This is a genomic window from Hymenobacter chitinivorans DSM 11115 (assembly GCF_002797555.1).
Lineage (GTDB): Bacteria > Bacteroidota > Bacteroidia > Cytophagales > Hymenobacteraceae > Hymenobacter > Hymenobacter chitinivorans.
Genome location: NZ_PGFA01000001.1, coordinates 1,778,458 through 1,792,450 on the forward strand (window position 1 = coordinate 1,778,458; position 13,993 = coordinate 1,792,450).

At 62.7% G+C, this 13,993-nt stretch carries 17 protein-coding genes; 12 read left to right on the forward strand and 5 right to left on the reverse strand.

Annotated features, from left to right (window positions below; all coding sequences use genetic code 11):
- Positions 1–106: 106 nt before the first annotated feature.
- Positions 107–463, forward strand: a complete 357-nt coding sequence (locus tag CLV45_RS07380) for a thioredoxin domain-containing protein (protein WP_100335717.1) — start codon at positions 107–109, stop codon at positions 461–463.
- 129 nt (positions 464–592) lie between these two features.
- Complete coding sequence (locus tag CLV45_RS07385) at positions 593–1,357, forward strand: YdcF family protein (RefSeq protein ID WP_100335718.1); 765 nt, start codon at positions 593–595, stop codon at positions 1,355–1,357.
- 263 nt (positions 1,358–1,620) lie between these two features.
- On the opposite strand, the gene CLV45_RS07390 is transcribed toward CLV45_RS07385, so the two are convergent.
- Positions 1,621–3,018, reverse strand: coding sequence for an NAD-dependent succinate-semialdehyde dehydrogenase (locus CLV45_RS07390; RefSeq protein ID WP_100335719.1), 1,398 nt, complete (start codon positions 3,016–3,018; stop codon positions 1,621–1,623).
- 235 nt (positions 3,019–3,253) lie between these two features.
- Between CLV45_RS07390 and CLV45_RS07395 the strand changes: the two genes are divergently transcribed.
- The 5 genes from CLV45_RS07395 (at position 3,254) to CLV45_RS07415 (ending at position 6,591) form a co-directional block, all read left to right on the forward strand.
- Entirely contained in the window at positions 3,254–3,811 is a 558-nt protein-coding gene (locus tag CLV45_RS07395; protein WP_317045096.1) for an RNA polymerase sigma factor, read from the forward strand.
- A 2-nt stretch (positions 3,812–3,813) separates the two neighbouring features.
- Complete coding sequence (locus tag CLV45_RS07400; protein WP_100335720.1) at positions 3,814–4,680, forward strand: anti-sigma factor; 867 nt, start codon at positions 3,814–3,816, stop codon at positions 4,678–4,680.
- A 119-nt stretch (positions 4,681–4,799) separates the two neighbouring features.
- Positions 4,800–5,339, forward strand: coding sequence for a heme NO-binding domain-containing protein (locus tag CLV45_RS07405; RefSeq protein ID WP_157807347.1), 540 nt, complete (start codon positions 4,800–4,802; stop codon positions 5,337–5,339).
- Between the two features lie 95 nt (positions 5,340–5,434).
- Positions 5,435–5,773 carry an arsenosugar biosynthesis-associated peroxidase-like protein gene (locus CLV45_RS07410; protein ID WP_100335722.1) on the forward strand — a complete coding sequence of 113 codons (339 nt, stop codon included), beginning with the start codon at positions 5,435–5,437 and terminating at the stop codon, positions 5,771–5,773.
- Between the two features lie 302 nt (positions 5,774–6,075).
- Positions 6,076–6,591: a rhodanese-like domain-containing protein gene (locus CLV45_RS07415; RefSeq protein ID WP_100335723.1), complete on the forward strand. Its 516-nt coding sequence runs from the start codon at positions 6,076–6,078 to the stop codon at positions 6,589–6,591.
- 15 nt (positions 6,592–6,606) lie between these two features.
- On the opposite strand, the gene CLV45_RS07420 is transcribed toward CLV45_RS07415, so the two are convergent.
- The 3 genes from CLV45_RS07420 to CLV45_RS07430 are packed head-to-tail and all read right to left on the reverse strand — an operon-like array spanning position 6,607 to position 10,189.
- The gene (locus CLV45_RS07420; RefSeq protein ID WP_100335724.1) at positions 6,607–7,953 is read right to left on the reverse strand and encodes a hypothetical protein; all 1,347 of its coding nucleotides are present in this window, start codon (positions 7,951–7,953) and stop codon (positions 6,607–6,609) included.
- Positions 7,950–9,422, reverse strand: coding sequence for a cellulose synthase family protein (locus CLV45_RS07425; RefSeq protein ID WP_100335725.1), 1,473 nt, complete (start codon positions 9,420–9,422; stop codon positions 7,950–7,952). The genes CLV45_RS07420 and CLV45_RS07425 overlap by 4 nt, the downstream gene beginning before the upstream one ends.
- Before the next feature lie 56 nt (positions 9,423–9,478).
- Complete coding sequence (locus tag CLV45_RS07430; RefSeq protein ID WP_100335726.1) at positions 9,479–10,189, reverse strand: glycosyltransferase family 2 protein; 711 nt, start codon at positions 10,187–10,189, stop codon at positions 9,479–9,481.
- Positions 10,190–10,386: 197 nt separating this feature from the next.
- On the opposite strand from CLV45_RS07430, the gene CLV45_RS07435 reads away from it, so the two are divergent.
- The 5 genes from CLV45_RS07435 to CLV45_RS07450 all read left to right on the forward strand — a co-directional run bounded on the left by CLV45_RS07435 (position 10,387) and on the right by CLV45_RS07450 (position 13,751).
- Positions 10,387–10,845, forward strand: coding sequence for a peroxiredoxin (locus tag CLV45_RS07435; protein ID WP_100335727.1), 459 nt, complete (start codon positions 10,387–10,389; stop codon positions 10,843–10,845).
- Between the two features lie 4 nt (positions 10,846–10,849).
- The gene (locus tag CLV45_RS07440; RefSeq protein ID WP_100335728.1) at positions 10,850–11,416 is read left to right on the forward strand and encodes a hypothetical protein; all 567 of its coding nucleotides are present in this window, start codon (positions 10,850–10,852) and stop codon (positions 11,414–11,416) included.
- Between the two features lie 59 nt (positions 11,417–11,475).
- Positions 11,476–11,697, forward strand: coding sequence for a hypothetical protein (locus tag CLV45_RS24860; protein ID WP_157807348.1), 222 nt, complete (start codon positions 11,476–11,478; stop codon positions 11,695–11,697).
- A gap of 157 nt (positions 11,698–11,854) precedes the next feature.
- A complete protein-coding gene (locus tag CLV45_RS07445; RefSeq protein WP_157807349.1) occupies positions 11,855–12,676 on the forward strand; it encodes a tetratricopeptide repeat protein in 822 nt (273 codons plus the stop codon).
- A gap of 85 nt (positions 12,677–12,761) precedes the next feature.
- Positions 12,762–13,751, forward strand: a complete 990-nt coding sequence (locus tag CLV45_RS07450; protein ID WP_100335730.1) for an alpha/beta fold hydrolase — start codon at positions 12,762–12,764, stop codon at positions 13,749–13,751.
- A gap of 8 nt (positions 13,752–13,759) precedes the next feature.
- On the opposite strand, the gene CLV45_RS07455 is transcribed toward CLV45_RS07450, so the two are convergent.
- Positions 13,760–13,987 (reverse strand): hypothetical protein, encoded by a 228-nt coding sequence (locus CLV45_RS07455; protein ID WP_157807350.1) that lies wholly within the window; start codon positions 13,985–13,987, stop codon positions 13,760–13,762.
- Positions 13,988–13,993: the final 6 nt, after the last annotated feature.

The window sequence follows — 13,993 nt, forward strand, 5'->3', positions numbered from 1 at the left end:
ACGTCATGTCGACCAGTGGTCGACATGACGTTCTGTTTATGCCCAGTAGGCATACCTGAATCCGCTGGCGGGCCGTATACTGCTACTTCAGTTTTTTACCCGTTTTATGAAAGAGAAAGACCGTCAGCGCGTCTACGATACCGACGATGAGGGCCTGCGCCGCTATACCCACGAGCACATGAAGGTGCTGGCCAAGTTCACCTCCGACAACTGCGAAATCTGTGCGTCGTTGGCCCCGCCCTTCGAGCAGTTTGCCAACGACGAACCCTACGAAACCATCCTGTTTCTGCGCCTGGCCTCGGAGGAAAGTCCGGTGGCCAAGAAGCTGATGCAGCAGAAAGTGGCCCCGTTCTTCGTGAGCTACTGCCAGGGCCGCATCCTGGAGTGCGACACGCTGACCACCGAGCAGCAAGTGCTCGACATGCTGGAGCGCCTGCGGGAGTTTCTGCCCCAAAACCACTAAGCTAGCGGCTCCTGCGCCTGCGGCTGCACGAGGACCTGTGGGCCCTGCTGGCCTTATTAACTACGTTTCTGCTGTTGTTTTTGCGGTTCTAGGGCGTCGGCCCGCTAATTTCCTCCTAGCTTCGCGGCCGTGTTTTTCATTGTCTCCAAAACGTTGCCCTACCTGCTGGAGCCCGCCATCTGGCTGCTAGCTTTGCTCGGTGGGGCCTTGCTGAGCCGGCGTCCCGCCCGGCAGCGCGGCTTCGTGGTGGCGGCCCTGGCCGTCGTGGTGCTGGGCACTAATGGCGGACTGGTCAACGAGGCCTGGCTGGCCTGGGAGCTGCCACCCGTACCGCTGCGCACCGTTGCCCCCCACGACGCGGGCGTGCTGCTCACCGGCGTGACCCGGCCCCAGAAGTCGCCCCACGACCGGGTGTACTTAGCCGAGGGCGCCGACCGGGTGACGCACGCGCTGTGGCTCTACCGGGCCGGGCGCATCCGCCGCATCATTATCAGCGGGGGCTCGGGCTCCTTGCGGGAAGTGGCCCACACCGAAGCCCACGATATTGCTACCCTGCTGCGCCTGGCCGGGGTGCCCCGCCAGGATATTCTGCTGGAGGAACGCAGCCGCAACACCCGCGAAAATGCCCTCTACACCAAGCAGCTGCTCACCCAGCACCCCGACCTCAAGAGCCTGGTGCTCATTACCTCGGCCTTCCACCAGCGCCGGGCCCTGGGCTGCTTCGCCAAAGTAGGCCTGCATCCCACGCCCTTCCCCGTCGACTTTCGCACCGAAGACCGGGGCCTCCATTCCCTTACCTACTGGCTGCCCGACGCCACCGCCCTAGGCCGCTGGAGCCACCTGCTCCACGAGCTACTCGGCTTCCTGACCTACAAGCTGCTGGGCTATATTTAAGGTGGGGGAATGTGAGGAATGTGGTTGAATGGGAAAATGTGAGGACTCGTGTCCATGCGAGCTTGCGAAGCCATCCGTCCTCTGAAATATGCTGCCCGTCCTCAAATGAAAAGCCCTTTACTCCAACTGGAATAAAGGGCTTTCTAGTAAAAGGGAGTGACTACCTGCGCAGCGGACGGATTAACGCCGCTTGAGGCGCCGAATGTCATTCTTCCTCGCAAGGACACATTCAACCACATTCCTCACATTTTCCACATTCAAAATCACTCTACTTTCTTCTTGACCACGGGGGCTTCGCCGGCTATCCAGATGCTTTTCTGGTTCACGAATTCGCGGATGCCCAGGTAAGACAGCTCCCGGCCGTAGCCCGACTTCTTGACCCCGCCGAAGGGCATTTCCGGCGACGACTTGACCATGGCATTCACGAACACCGCTCCCGATTCGATGCGGCGGGCCACGGCCTCACCGCGCTGCTGGTCGCGGGTCCAGACGGAGGCGCCCAGGCCGAAGGGCGAGTCGTTGGCCAGGCGCACCGCGTCGGCTTCGTCGCGGGCTTCGAGAATGAGGGCCACCGGGCCAAAGAGCTCCTCGTAGTAAGCCGGCTGCCCGGGCTTGATGTTCGACAGAATCATGGGCCGGAACAGGGCCATGCCGGGCGCTTTCTGCCCGCCGAACAGCTCCACTTTGGCCCCAGCCTTCACCGTGTCTTCCACCTGCTTGGTGAGCTCGTCGGCCAGGTCGGGGCGGGCCAGGGGGCCGTACTGGGTGGCCTCGTCGAGCGGGTCGCCGGTGCGCAAAGCCAGCAGGTGGGTTTTGAGCTGGCTGATAAAGGGCTTGACGATGGATTTATCGACGATGAAGCGCTTGGCGGCAATGCAGCTCTGCCCGGCGTTGACCATGCGGGCCTGGGCGGCGGTTTTGGCGGCCAGCTCCAGGTCGGCGTCGGCCAGCACCACGAAGGGGTCGGAGCCGCCGAGCTCCAGCACCGTTTTCTTGATCTGGGCCCCGGCCGTGGCAGCCACTTTGGAGCCGGCCAGCTCACTGCCGGTCAGCGTGGCGGCCTTCACCCGGTCGTCCTGCAGCAGCTTTTCCACCAAATCGGAGCCGATGAGCAGGGTGCGGAACGTGGCGGGCGGGAAGCCCGCGTCGTGGAAGATTTTTTCCAGGGCCAGGGCGCACTGGGGCACGTTGGAGGCGTGCTTGAGCAAGCCCACGTTGCCGGCCATCAGGGCCGGGGCGGCAAAGCGGATAACCTGCCAGAAGGGGAAGTTCCAGGGCATGATGGCCAGCACCACGCCCAGGGGCTCGTGGGCAATAAAGCTGCGCCGGGCCTCGGTCTTGATTTGCTCATCGCGCAGAAAATCTTCGGCGTGGTCAGCATAATAGTCGCAGGTCAGAGCGCACTTGAGCACCTCGGCCCGGCCGTCGACGACGGGTTTGCCCATTTCCAGGGCCATGAGGCGGGCCAGCTCGTCTTGCCGCTCGCGCAGCAGCTCGGCGGCCCGGTGCATGAGCGCGCGGCGCGTGGCAAAGGTAGTTTCGCGCCACGCGGTGGCGGCCCGGGCGGCCTGGGTCAGGATTCGCTCGGTTTTGGTCCAGGAAAAGGCCCGGAAGCGCCGCAGCACCTTGCCGGTATAGGGGTTAAAGGATTCGATGGCCATGAGAAAACAAAAAGAGCTCAGAAAGTTTACAAACAACTACAATAGCGTGCTGTTAGGCAAAACATAGGGCTTGGTGAATACGGCGCGGCCTTAAGCACCACCGTAGGACCTGCGCCCCGGTACTTTTACGCAACCCAACCGACGCTGCTTACTGCAGAATAAGGTTTATAGTGTACTTTCGTCTCATTGCTGAGCGCGTAGCGTACGTGCGGTCGGCCTTTCAAAGCTGTTGCCTGTGTCTCCCACCACTCCCGAATCACCGACATCCGTTTCCGAAGAGCTGCTCGTGCAGCGCCTTCGCGACCGGGATGAATCGGCCATGACGCTGTTCTACGATAAGTATTCGGCGGCTTTGTACGGCGTTATTCTGCGCATCGTCAAGAAAGAGGAAATTGCCGAAGACGTGCTGCAAGAAAGCCTGGTCAAAATCTGGCATTCGTTCCAGTCCTACGACCCCACCAAAGGGCGGCTTTTCACCTGGGTGCTGAATGTTTCCCGGAATTTGGCTATCGACAAAATCCGGTCCCGGCAGTACCGCGTAGATACCCGCACGCAGCCCATCGAAGATAGTGCCGCGCTGCGCCAGGCGGCAACTCCCACGTTCCGGCCTGAGCACATTGGTCTGCAGGAAATGACTGGTAAGCTGGCTCCGGAGCAAAAGCAAATCATTGACCTGCTTTATTTTGGCGGATTTACACAAAGCGAAGTGGCTGAAGAACTCAACCTGCCGCTGGGAACGGTGAAAACCCGGGCCCGGGCGGCCATCAAAGTACTTTCTAAACTGATTCGATAGCCGTGAACATTCAGGAGTACATCGAATCTGGAATTCTGGAAGAATACGCTCTGGGCGTGCTCGACGAGGCGCAGCGCGCCGAAGTGGAGCGCTACGCCGCCGAATACCCAGAAGTTCGGCAGGAGCTGGACCTTGTGCAGCAAGGCCTGGAAACCTACGCCCAAGCCCATGCCCAAAACCCGCCGGACGGGATGCGGGAGCGGGTTTTGACTGGTTGGCAGGCCGCCATTCGGCAGGAGGAAACGGCGCCCGCGCCGACGCCCGTAGCGGCGGCTCCGGCCCCCGAGCCCGTGGTGCGGCCTATTAGCTCGGCCCCGGTGGCGGAGGAAGCGCCGGCCGCCGGCTTTAATTGGATGATGGCGGCTTCGGTAGCCCTGCTGGTACTGAGCGCCGCGGCCAACCTGATTTTGTACAACCGCTGGAAAGACAGCGAAACCCAGCTGGTGGCCCTGCAAGCCGATCAGTCGCGGGTGGCCTCGACCATGCAGGCCGTGGAAAAGCGCCTTGATACCCGCACCCAGGAGCTGGCCGTGCTGCGCAGTGAGCAGTTTCGGCAGGTAGAACTGGCCGGCACGCCCACCGCGCCCCAGGCCAAGGCCCGGGTGCTCTACAACGTGGCCACCAAGGCCGTGTACGTAGACGTGCGCAACCTGCCCGCCCTGCCCGAAGGCAAGCAGTACCAGCTCTGGGCCATGGACAAAGGCAAGCCCGTGGATGCGGGTGTGCTGGCCGCCGCTACCACCGCCGGCGACAGTCTGCAGCAGATGAAGGACGTGGCCAGCGCCGAGGCCTTCGCCATGACCGTAGAACCCGCCGGGGGTAGTGAAAATCCGACCTTATCGACGATGACGGTTTTAGGGAAATTCTAAGCCGACTACACACTTTTCTTGCGTAGCTGCACGGTGCTGGTACTGGTACTTTCGGAAGAAAGCTTAACAATAAGCGGCTTCTGGTGGTAGTAGTACCAGTACCTTTTTTATTACCACCCGTGCACGGCTCCATTATCAACCTGCTCAAACGCTTCGTTCAAACCCAGTACGACCACAGCACCTGGCTGCGGCTGGTAGAGCTTTCGGGCTTGTCTAGCGCCGACTTTGAGATGAACGAGGTGTACCCGGACGCCCACATGTACGCCCTGGTCGGGCAGGCCGCTCTCATGACCGGGATTCCGGCCGAGCGGCTGCAGGAAAAGTTTGGCGAGTTTCTGGTGCCCGACCTCATGCTGGTGTACAAGCGCTACGTGCAGCCCGGCTGGGACACGCTGGCCATGATTGAAAACACCGAAGAGGCCATGCACGGGGCCGTGCGCCGCGACGCACCCGGCACCCGCCCGCCGACGCTGCACGTCACCCGGCTGACCGACAAGGAGTTGGAGGTGCGCTACGAGTCGGAGCGACGCATGGGCGCGCTGGCCGTGGGAATCATCCGGGGCCTGGCCGTGTATTTTGATGAGGCCGACGAAATTGAAGTCGAGCCCCTGACCCGGGAAAATGAGGAGCAAGTCATTATCCGGGTGCGGCGGCGGTAGTGTAAGTTAGCTTCCTGGCGGTTGAGCTTGCTGGCCGCCATCCGTATATTTTTCTTTTCTTCCTTGGGCCGCAGCCCGCTACACGCAGTTCTATCATGGAAAAATCAACGTACTACAACCCCGCCGACTTGGCCAAATTTGGTAATATCTCGGAGTGGCAGCCCGAAATGGGCCGCAAGTTCTTCGAGTACTACGGTGAAGTATTCAAGGAAGGCGCCCTGACCGAGCGGGAAAAAGCCCTCATTGCCCTGGCCGTGGCCCACGCCGTGCAGTGCCCCTACTGCATTGATGCCTACACTTCCGACTCCCTGCAAAAAGGCGCCGACGAAGCTCAGATGATGGAAGCTGTGCACGTAGCCGCGGCCATCAAAGGCGGCGCCGCCTTGGTCCACGGCGTGCAAATGATGAACAAAGCCAAGGAATTGTCTATGTAATGTGCTGATGTGCTAATGTTTAATGTGGCTGAATGTGGCTGAATGTGAGAAATATGTCCTTGCGAGCTTGCGAAGCCATCCGTCCTCTGAAATGTGCTGGATTCTCTTGCCTGACGAGCCTTGGCGTGTAATGACGAAAAGGGCTTTCTGATAAAAGGGCGTGGCTACCTGGGCAGTGGACGGCTGCCTTCGTCGTGCCTTTTGGCAAAGACACATTTCCCCACATTCTGCACATTCAGCCACATTAAACATTAGCACATCAGCACATTCCAACACATTAGCACATTAACCCTTGGTGTGAAATGAAACGACCTGCTTTTCTGGCCTGGGGGCTGTTGTTGTCGGCCTGCGGCTCCAAGGCCCAGACGGGCGACAACCCGGGCTACGACCGGCTGCTGCGCACGCTCTACAAAAACACCGTGCCCGTCGTCCGGCCCGCGGCCCTGGCCCAGGAGCTGCAGCAAAACCCGGCCGCGGTGGTCGTGCTCGACACGCGCACCCCGGCCGAGTACCGGGTCAGCCACCTGCCGGGCGCCCGGTTCGTGGACTTCGATACCTACGAAAAAGCCACGTTTGCCGACCTGCCCCGGGACCGGAAAGTGGTGGTATACTGCTCCGTAGGCTACCGCAGCGAGCGGGTGGGGGAGCGGCTGCGGGCGTTGGGCTTTACCCAAGTCCAAAACCTGTACGGCGGCATTTTTCAGTGGGTCAACGAAGGCCGGCCGGTGTACAACCAGCAGGGTTTGACCCAGAATGTGCACCCGTATTCGGCCCTGTGGAGCCTTTGGCTCAGCAAGGGCAATAAGGTGTACGAGTAAGTTGCCGCAACCCCGTTATTCCGGGTGCAGCAGGAGCGGCCGACGAGTTATTTCCCAGAGCAGCACGGCCGCAACCACGGTATATTCCAAGGCCACCAGGCCCAGATTTTCGCTGTAGGCCCGGGTTTGGTACGCCGCGTAGGACAGCGGAATCAGGGCCGACCACACCAGCGCGTACCGGTAGTGGGTCAACGTGCTCAGGGCCACCAGCGTGGTAAGGTACCAAGGGTGCACGGTGGTAGCCAGGGCAAAGTACAGAGTGAGGACAAACAGCAGGGCGCGGGGCAACGTGAGCAACGTTGGACGCCGCTCGGAGGCCGCCAGCCCCAGCACTCCGGCGCCGGTAGCCAGGGCCAGGAAAGTGCCCAGGCGGGCAATCTGGTTGTAACCCGTTTGCCAATAGCCCACCGCCCGCAGCAGGTAGTACAGACTGGCGTTGAACTCAAACTTGTGGAAGTATAAGTCCAGGCTGCGGCTCAGGTTGCGCAGCAAATCAGCGGAAATGAAGGGGATAAACAGCGCCAGTAGCACCACTGCCGTCAGGCTGGCGTAGCGCAGAAACGGCCGGAAACCCAGGCGGCGCGCCAGCAGGGGCAGCATCAGCAGGGGCAGCAGCTTAGTGGCAATGGCCCCGGCCAGGGCCGCCGCCGAAAGGGCCCAGCGCCCCCGCACCAGCAGCCACACCGCCGCCAGCAGGCCGCAAATCAGCAGGGCCTCGAAGTGCAGGTTGCCGGCCAGCTCCACCACGACCAGCGGGTTGAGCAGGTACCGCAGGGCTTGGTCGGCGGGCAGGCCCAGGTGGGGCAGCAGCCGCAGCAGCAGCAGGGCCGTGGCCATTTCCGCCAGCAGAATCACGAGGCGCAGCACGAGGATGAAGCCCTGCGCATCGCGGGGAAATAGTCTGCTGGCTAGGCCGAAAGCCGCCTGGCAAACGGGTGGGTACACCGAAAAATAGTGGGGCGAATTGAGCTGCTCGTACAGGTGCCGGATTTCGGGGCGGGTGAGCGGCGGCAGCGGCGAAACGCGCGAATCAGTAGGTGAAGCCAGCAGGGCGGTGGGCGTCAGCAGGTAGGGGTTGTGCCCGGCCGCTACCAGGTTGCCGTCCCAGCGGAAGCGGAAATAATCGTCGGACAGGGCCGGCACGGCGGGCAGCCAGAGCAGGCGCACGGCCAGGGCCAGCAGCAGGCCGTAGCGCAGCGGCAACGAGCTACGCAGCAGCCACCAGTACGCCGCCGTGGCTAGTCCGGATAGGGCTATAAACTGCCCCAAAGCCGGCCGCGGCGTGTAGTAGGCCAGCCCGGCATAGGCAGCCAGGCTCAGCAAAGCCGCCAGCCCCTGTGCGCCGGTAGGCCGCCCGCTCACGAATTGGCGCGGTTGTGCCGCAGCGAGTAGTAGAAAATCAGGCCGAAACCGACCGTGAGCAGGCTGTGAAACGGCAGCAGCCCGTAGCTGCGCAGGTAGAGGCCCAGGCCCAGTCCGAACAGGAAATACAACGCCAGCAGGCCTTCGAGCACGGTTAGCCCGTCGAGGCGGCCGGTGCGGTACTGGCGCCCAATCCAGGTGCCCTGCCGCTTGACGAGGCCCATTTTCGGCGTCCGGATAAAGGCCGAGGGGCGCCGGGCCAAGCCCGCCAGCACGGCTCGGGAATTGTGCAGCGACAACCCCATGGTGACGGCCAGAAACAGCAGAAAACGGGGAACAAACTCCCGCAGCCGACCCGCCGGAGCCCCCACCCGCCAGGCAGTGTAGAAGTAGTAGGTCAGCGGCAAAAAGCCCAGAATGCAAACCGAGGCCAGGCGGAAAACGGGCTGAAACCGGGGCTCAAACTCCCGGATGTAGAGCAGGGGCACGCTGAGCACGGCCATCAGCAGAATGGCCACGAAGACGGTGCTGTTGAGCAAATGAAACGCGGCGTGCAGCTTGGTACTGGTGCTCTGGCCCGAGCGCAGCACCTGGCGCAGGTGCTTGCGGGCCGTTTCGGCGGCGCCCTTGGTCCAGCGGTGCTGCTGCGACTTGAGGGCGGGCAGCTCGGCGGGCAGCTCGGCCGGGGCCTGCACCCCGGGCAAATACACGAAGTGCCAGCCCCGCAGCTGGGCCCGGTAGCTCAGGTCCAGGTCTTCGGTGAGCGTATCGGCGTGCCAGCCGCCGGCATCCTCGATGCACTGGCGCCGCCATACCCCGCCGGTGCCGTTGAAGTTGATGAAGTGCCCGCCCCGGTTGCGGCCCACCTGCTCCACCAGAAAGTGGGCATTCAGGCCGAAGGCCTGCAGCTCGGTCAGCAGGGAATATTCCTCGTTGAGGTGGGTCCAGCGGGTTTGCACCACCCCGGTTGCGGCCTCGGCGAAGTAGGGCACCGTGCGGCGCAGAAAATCGGGCTCGGGCACGAAGTCGGCGTCGAAAATGGCAATGAATTCCCCGTCGGTTTCCTGCAGCCCGTACGCCAGGGCGCCGGCCTTGTAGCCGTCCCGGGTGGGCCGCCGCACCTGCGTGATGCGCAGGCCCTGGGCCTGGTGGCGGGCCACGGCGGCGGCGGCCAGGGCCACGGTTTCGTCGGTGGAGTCGTCGAGGACCTGAATGTGGAGCTTATCGGCGGGGTAATCCAGCCCGGCAGCGGCCTCGATGATGCGCTCCACCACGTACAGTTCGTTGTAGATGGGCAGCTGCACCGTCACGCGGGGCCAGTGGGCCGGCGCCGGGGGCACGGGCCGGGGCGGCCGGGCGTAGGCGCGCCGGGCCAGGCGGGTGAGGTGGAACTGCGTCAGACTAAAGCCCAGAATAAAGGCCAGGCAGAGTCCGTAGAGAACCAGAAGAACGATTTCCAGTCCTTGCATTTAAAGGGGCAACAAAGTCAACGTACAAATCAAAACGGGCGGCGGCGCTCCGGGTGCTACAAATACTTGAAAATCGTCCACAAAATCTTGTAGCCGGCGCCCAACGTGCCCTTCACCGTGCCCGAAACCTTCGAAACTCCGATGCGGCGCCGGTAGCGGACGGGCACTTCCTGATTACGCAGGCGGTGCTTGGCCGCCTTGAGCTGCATTTCTACCGTCCAGCCATACGTGGTATCAGCCATGCCCAGATTGCGCAGGGCCTCGGCTCGAATAGCGCGGAAGGGGCCCAGGTCGGTGAAGCGCACCCCGTAGAGCCGGTGCAGCAGGCTAGTGGCCAGCCAGTTGCCGAAGATTTGCTGGGGCAGCATCGAGCCGCTTTCCCGCTCGCCCAGGGCCCGGGAGCCAATAACCATATCGGCCTCGCCGCGCAGAATGGGGGCCAGCACGGCGGGCATGTCGGCGGGGTAGTCGGAATGGTCGCCGTCGAGAAAGACGATGATGTCGGCCTGCTCGGCGGCGGGCTTGCCGAAGCTGTAGGCCATGCCCGCCAGGCAGGCGTGGCCGTAGCCGGGCCGGTTTTCGCGCAACACCGTGGCTCCGGCCGCCCGCGCCACGGCTCCGGTATGGTCCCGGGAGTTGTTGTCGACCACAATGACCTCATCAACGAGCCCGGCCGGTATTTCGGCCAGCACCAGGGCAATGGACTGTTCTTCGTTGTAGGCCGGAATAATGACGTGAATACGCGGCGCGGCGGGCAAATCGGGCATGGGGGGTGGGGCAGGCGAGGTCGGCAGCGGGGCGCGACGAAGCAGAAAAACGGGACGGACCGGGCCCGACAGACCACAAATCCGGTGCAAAGATGCACCTTCGGCGCGGTTATTCGTTTAAGCCCACAGCCGAGCTCAAACCTTCGGCCGGCCGAATAGGTTTCGGTCTATATTCTGCTTTCCTTATTCCGTAGCGCATGCTCCAGGTTGGTGACCAAGCCCCCGATTTTACCCTTACCACGACTTCCGGCGAAACTTTTCGCCTTTCCGACCAGCGCGGCCAGCGCAGTATCGTGCTCTATTTCTACCCCAAGGACGACACGCCCGGTTGCACGGCCGAAGCCTGCTCGTTTCGCGACCAGTACGAAGATTTTCTCGAGCTGGGGGCCGAAGTGGTGGGCGTGAGCTCCGACTCGGAAGCCTCCCACCAGAAGTTTACCCAGAAGCACCGCCTGCCGTTTCCGCTGCTGGCCGACGCGGGTGGGCGGGTGCGCAAGCTCTACGAAGTACCCCGCGCCCTGCTGGGCATCATTCCCGGCCGCGTTACCTTCGTTATTGATAAGCAGGGCGTTATCCAGTACATCTTCAACTCCCTGAACCGGGCCACCGACCACGTGAGCACCGCCAAGGACGTGCTGGCCGGCCTGGAAAAATAAGTTGATGGGAGCTTTACTGACCGACCTGCTGCAGCGCGCCCAGCGCAGCCGCCGCGTAGTGGCCGTGCAAACTGGCGGCCCCATGTTTCTGGGCTACGTGCTGAGTCACAACGCCGAGTTGCTGCTCTTGCGCACTCTTACCCGCCAGGGTTTGCCCACCGGTGTCCAGACCCTGAGCATGCAGACCGTGACCCAGGTGCACTTTGACGACCGGTACGTGCGCCTGATTGAGTTCAAGGAGCACAACCCCGAGGTGGTGTACGGCCTGCCGGCCGCCCCCGACGGCATCAGCAACGACGACCTTAGCGTGGCGGCCCTGCTGCAGAAAGCCCACGAAACCCACCAGCTGCTCCAGCTCGAAACCTATGCCGACACCACTTTCTACGGCTACGTGGCCCGCCTCACCGAAGACGAGCTGCTGCTGGAAGTCTACACCCAGTTTGCCGAGGCCGACGGCCACAGCGTGATGGACGTGGACAGCATCCGCAGCGTGGTGTGGAGCAACGAGGATACGCGCACCATCGAGCTGCTGCGCAAGCAGCCGGGGGCGTTGAGCAAGGGCGCGGAATAAGCAATTTTATGGCCCGCAGGTAGCCAAGCGGGCTAGTGAATACCGTACCTTGGGCCGGTATGACGCTTGCGCTGCTGCTGCCCACCCTGATTTTATTGCTTCTGCTGAGCCGGCCCGCCGTGACCTTGGTGCACGAACTGGGACACGCTGTAGTGGGCCGGCTGCTCGGGGGCGGTCCAGTCCAGGTTTTTGCGGGCTCCCACGGCAACCAGGACCGTAGCTTCCGGTTGCCGCTGGGCCGCGCCGCTGGGCCGCACGTCCGGGCTGTATATTATTCGTAACCCGTTGAAGTGGTCGGGGGGGCTGTGCGAATTTACTTACCCGCTGTCCGGCTCCCGGCGGGTGCTAATGTTGCTGGCCGGCCCTCTGTTGCCGGCCGTGGTGGCGGCCGGGCTGGCATGGCTCGTATTTCACACCGCAACGAATGATCTGTGGCGCATGGCCAGTATTGCCTTCGTAGTGGGCACTGGGCTGTCATTGGTCCTGAACCTGGTGCCTAGCTCCACACCGGTGGCCTTGGCCAATGGCTCGACTACGCATACCGACGGGACGCTGCTGCGTTCCGCCTGGCTTCTGCGGCATTACTCTTTGGCGCACCAAGCAGCCCTGGCCGACTACCAGGCCGGTAAGTATGACGCAGCGGTCCGGGGGCTGCGGCCCTTTCTGGCCAGCCGGCGCCACCAATCCGACACAATTAGCATGGTGGTGTCGGCCTTGGTAATAACTAAGGAGTGCGACCAGGCCCGCCAGATACTAACCACCTACCGCGCCCAGTATCAGCCCACCAGTAATGGCTGGGTTAATGAAGGCGTATTGCACGCGCACTTCAACGAGTTGGACGCCGCTTTTGCCTGCTATGAGCAAGCCCTGCAACTGGACCCGGCCAACTCCTTTGCCCTCAACAACCGCGGCTACACCCACAACCGGGCCGGCCAGTACGCGCAGGCCGTGCCCGATTTTCGTCGGGCTCTGGAGCTCAATCCGGGCTTTGCTTACGCCCACGCCAACCTGGGCCTGGCCCTGCTGATGCTGGGCGAAACCGATGAGGGCCTGGGCCACGTGCGCTACTCCCTGCGCCTCGACGACCAGAACGCCTACGCTTACCGCAACCTGGGCATCTACCATCTGCAGCGCGGGGAGTTGGAAGAGGCCCGCCGGCAACTCGACCGGGCCTGGGAGCTTGATCCGCACACCGATTTACTGGCCGACTACCGGGCCCAGCTGCAAAGCCGCTTCGACGGGAAACCTCCGTCCAACTAGCGCCCGGCGGCTTTTGCGTCGGTGCAGTGTAGCCCCGGCCGCTGATTCTGCGTAACCACGGGCAACTCCCTGACCCGTTTACGCCATGTTTCGCTTTCTGTCTGTACTACTGCTGGCCCTGCTGCTCTCGCGGCCCGGCTCGGCCCAAAATACCGTCCTCAACGCCACGCTCGACGGCTACGAGTATCCGTTTCCGGTCAAGTACCTGCCCCTGAAGCTCGAAGGCCAGGCCCTGCGCATGGCCTACATGGACGTGCCGGCCACTACTAAAGCCAACGGCCGTACCGTCGTGCTGCTGCACGGCAAAAACTTTTTCGGGGCCTACTGGCGCGAGACCATTAAGGCGCTGACGGGGGCGGGCTTCCGGGTGGTGGTGCCCGACCAGGTGGGCTTCGGCAAGTCCGACAAGCCGGATCTGCACTACTCCTTTCACCAATTAGCCCGCAACACCAAGCATTTGCTCGACACGCTGGGCGTGCCAAAGGCCGTGGTCGTGGGTCACAGCATGGGCGGTATGCTGGCCACCCGCTTTGCGTTGCTCTACCCCGAAGCCACCGAAAAGCTGGTGCTCGAAAACCCCATCGGCTTGGAAGATTACCGCGTCGGCGTGCCATTCCAGACCATTGACCAAGCCGAGGCCACCGAGCGCAGAAGCACCGAGGCAAGCATCCGCAAGTACCACGCTACCTATTACCCCAACGGCTACCCCCAGGCCCACGACGAGTGGCTGTTGCCGCTGGCGGCCCAAACCAAAAGCCCGGACTTCCCAAAAGTGGCCCGGGCCAATGCCCTGACCTTTGACATGATTTACCAGCAGCCGGTGGCGTACGAGTTCAGCCGGGTGCAGGCTCCCACGCTGCTCATCATCGGGCAGGCCGACCGCACGGTGGTGGGTAAAAAGCTGATTAAGAACCCGAAAGTGCTGGCCGCCATGGGGCAGTACCCCGCGCTGGGCCGGCGCACCGCCGCCCAGATCAAAGGCGCCAAGCTGGTGGAGCTGGACAAGGTGGGCCACATTCCGCATCTGGAGGCCTTTGCCAAATTCCGGGAAGCCCTGCTGGCCTTTGTGAAGTAAAGCTGGCGTTAGCGGCGGTTGGGAAACGAAATCTGGCACACGCACCGGAACCCAACAGTTGAGGCCGGGCCCGAGTAGCGGCCCAGGTTGGGAATGCGCGTGCCGGCCAGGGGCAAGGCCGTGGTAGCGCTGTAGGGCCCGGGCAGGATGCTGGCGGGGGCCTGCACCGAATAGCAGCCTGCCAAGACGCCGGTCAGCGCCACAAGGCTGCCCTGCAGGCAATGTCGAAGATTCATGCGGTA

Bases quoted from the DNA above. Each gene is read 5' to 3' on its own strand.
- CLV45_RS07380 (WP_100335717.1), top strand. From the start codon at position 107: ATGAAAGAGAAAGACCGTCAGCGCGTCTACGATACCGACGATGAGGGC.
- CLV45_RS07390 (WP_100335719.1), bottom strand. From the start codon at position 3,018: ATGGCCATCGAATCCTTTAACCCCTATACCGGCAAGGTGCTGCGGCGC.
- CLV45_RS07410 (WP_100335722.1), top strand. From the start codon at position 5,435: ATGGAAAAATCAACGTACTACAACCCCGCCGACTTGGCCAAATTTGGT.
- CLV45_RS07415 (WP_100335723.1), top strand. From the start codon at position 6,076: ATGAAACGACCTGCTTTTCTGGCCTGGGGGCTGTTGTTGTCGGCCTGC.
- CLV45_RS07425 (WP_100335725.1), bottom strand. From the start codon at position 9,422: ATGCAAGGACTGGAAATCGTTCTTCTGGTTCTCTACGGACTCTGCCTG.
- CLV45_RS07430 (WP_100335726.1), bottom strand. From the start codon at position 10,189: ATGCCCGATTTGCCCGCCGCGCCGCGTATTCACGTCATTATTCCGGCC.
- CLV45_RS07435 (WP_100335727.1), top strand. From the start codon at position 10,387: ATGCTCCAGGTTGGTGACCAAGCCCCCGATTTTACCCTTACCACGACT.
- CLV45_RS07440 (WP_100335728.1), top strand. From the start codon at position 10,850: ATGGGAGCTTTACTGACCGACCTGCTGCAGCGCGCCCAGCGCAGCCGC.
- CLV45_RS24860 (WP_157807348.1), top strand. From the start codon at position 11,476: ATGACGCTTGCGCTGCTGCTGCCCACCCTGATTTTATTGCTTCTGCTG.
- CLV45_RS07445 (WP_157807349.1), top strand. From the start codon at position 11,855: ATGGCCAGTATTGCCTTCGTAGTGGGCACTGGGCTGTCATTGGTCCTG.
- CLV45_RS07450 (WP_100335730.1), top strand. From the start codon at position 12,762: ATGTTTCGCTTTCTGTCTGTACTACTGCTGGCCCTGCTGCTCTCGCGG.
- CLV45_RS07455 (WP_157807350.1), bottom strand. From the start codon at position 13,987: ATGAATCTTCGACATTGCCTGCAGGGCAGCCTTGTGGCGCTGACCGGC.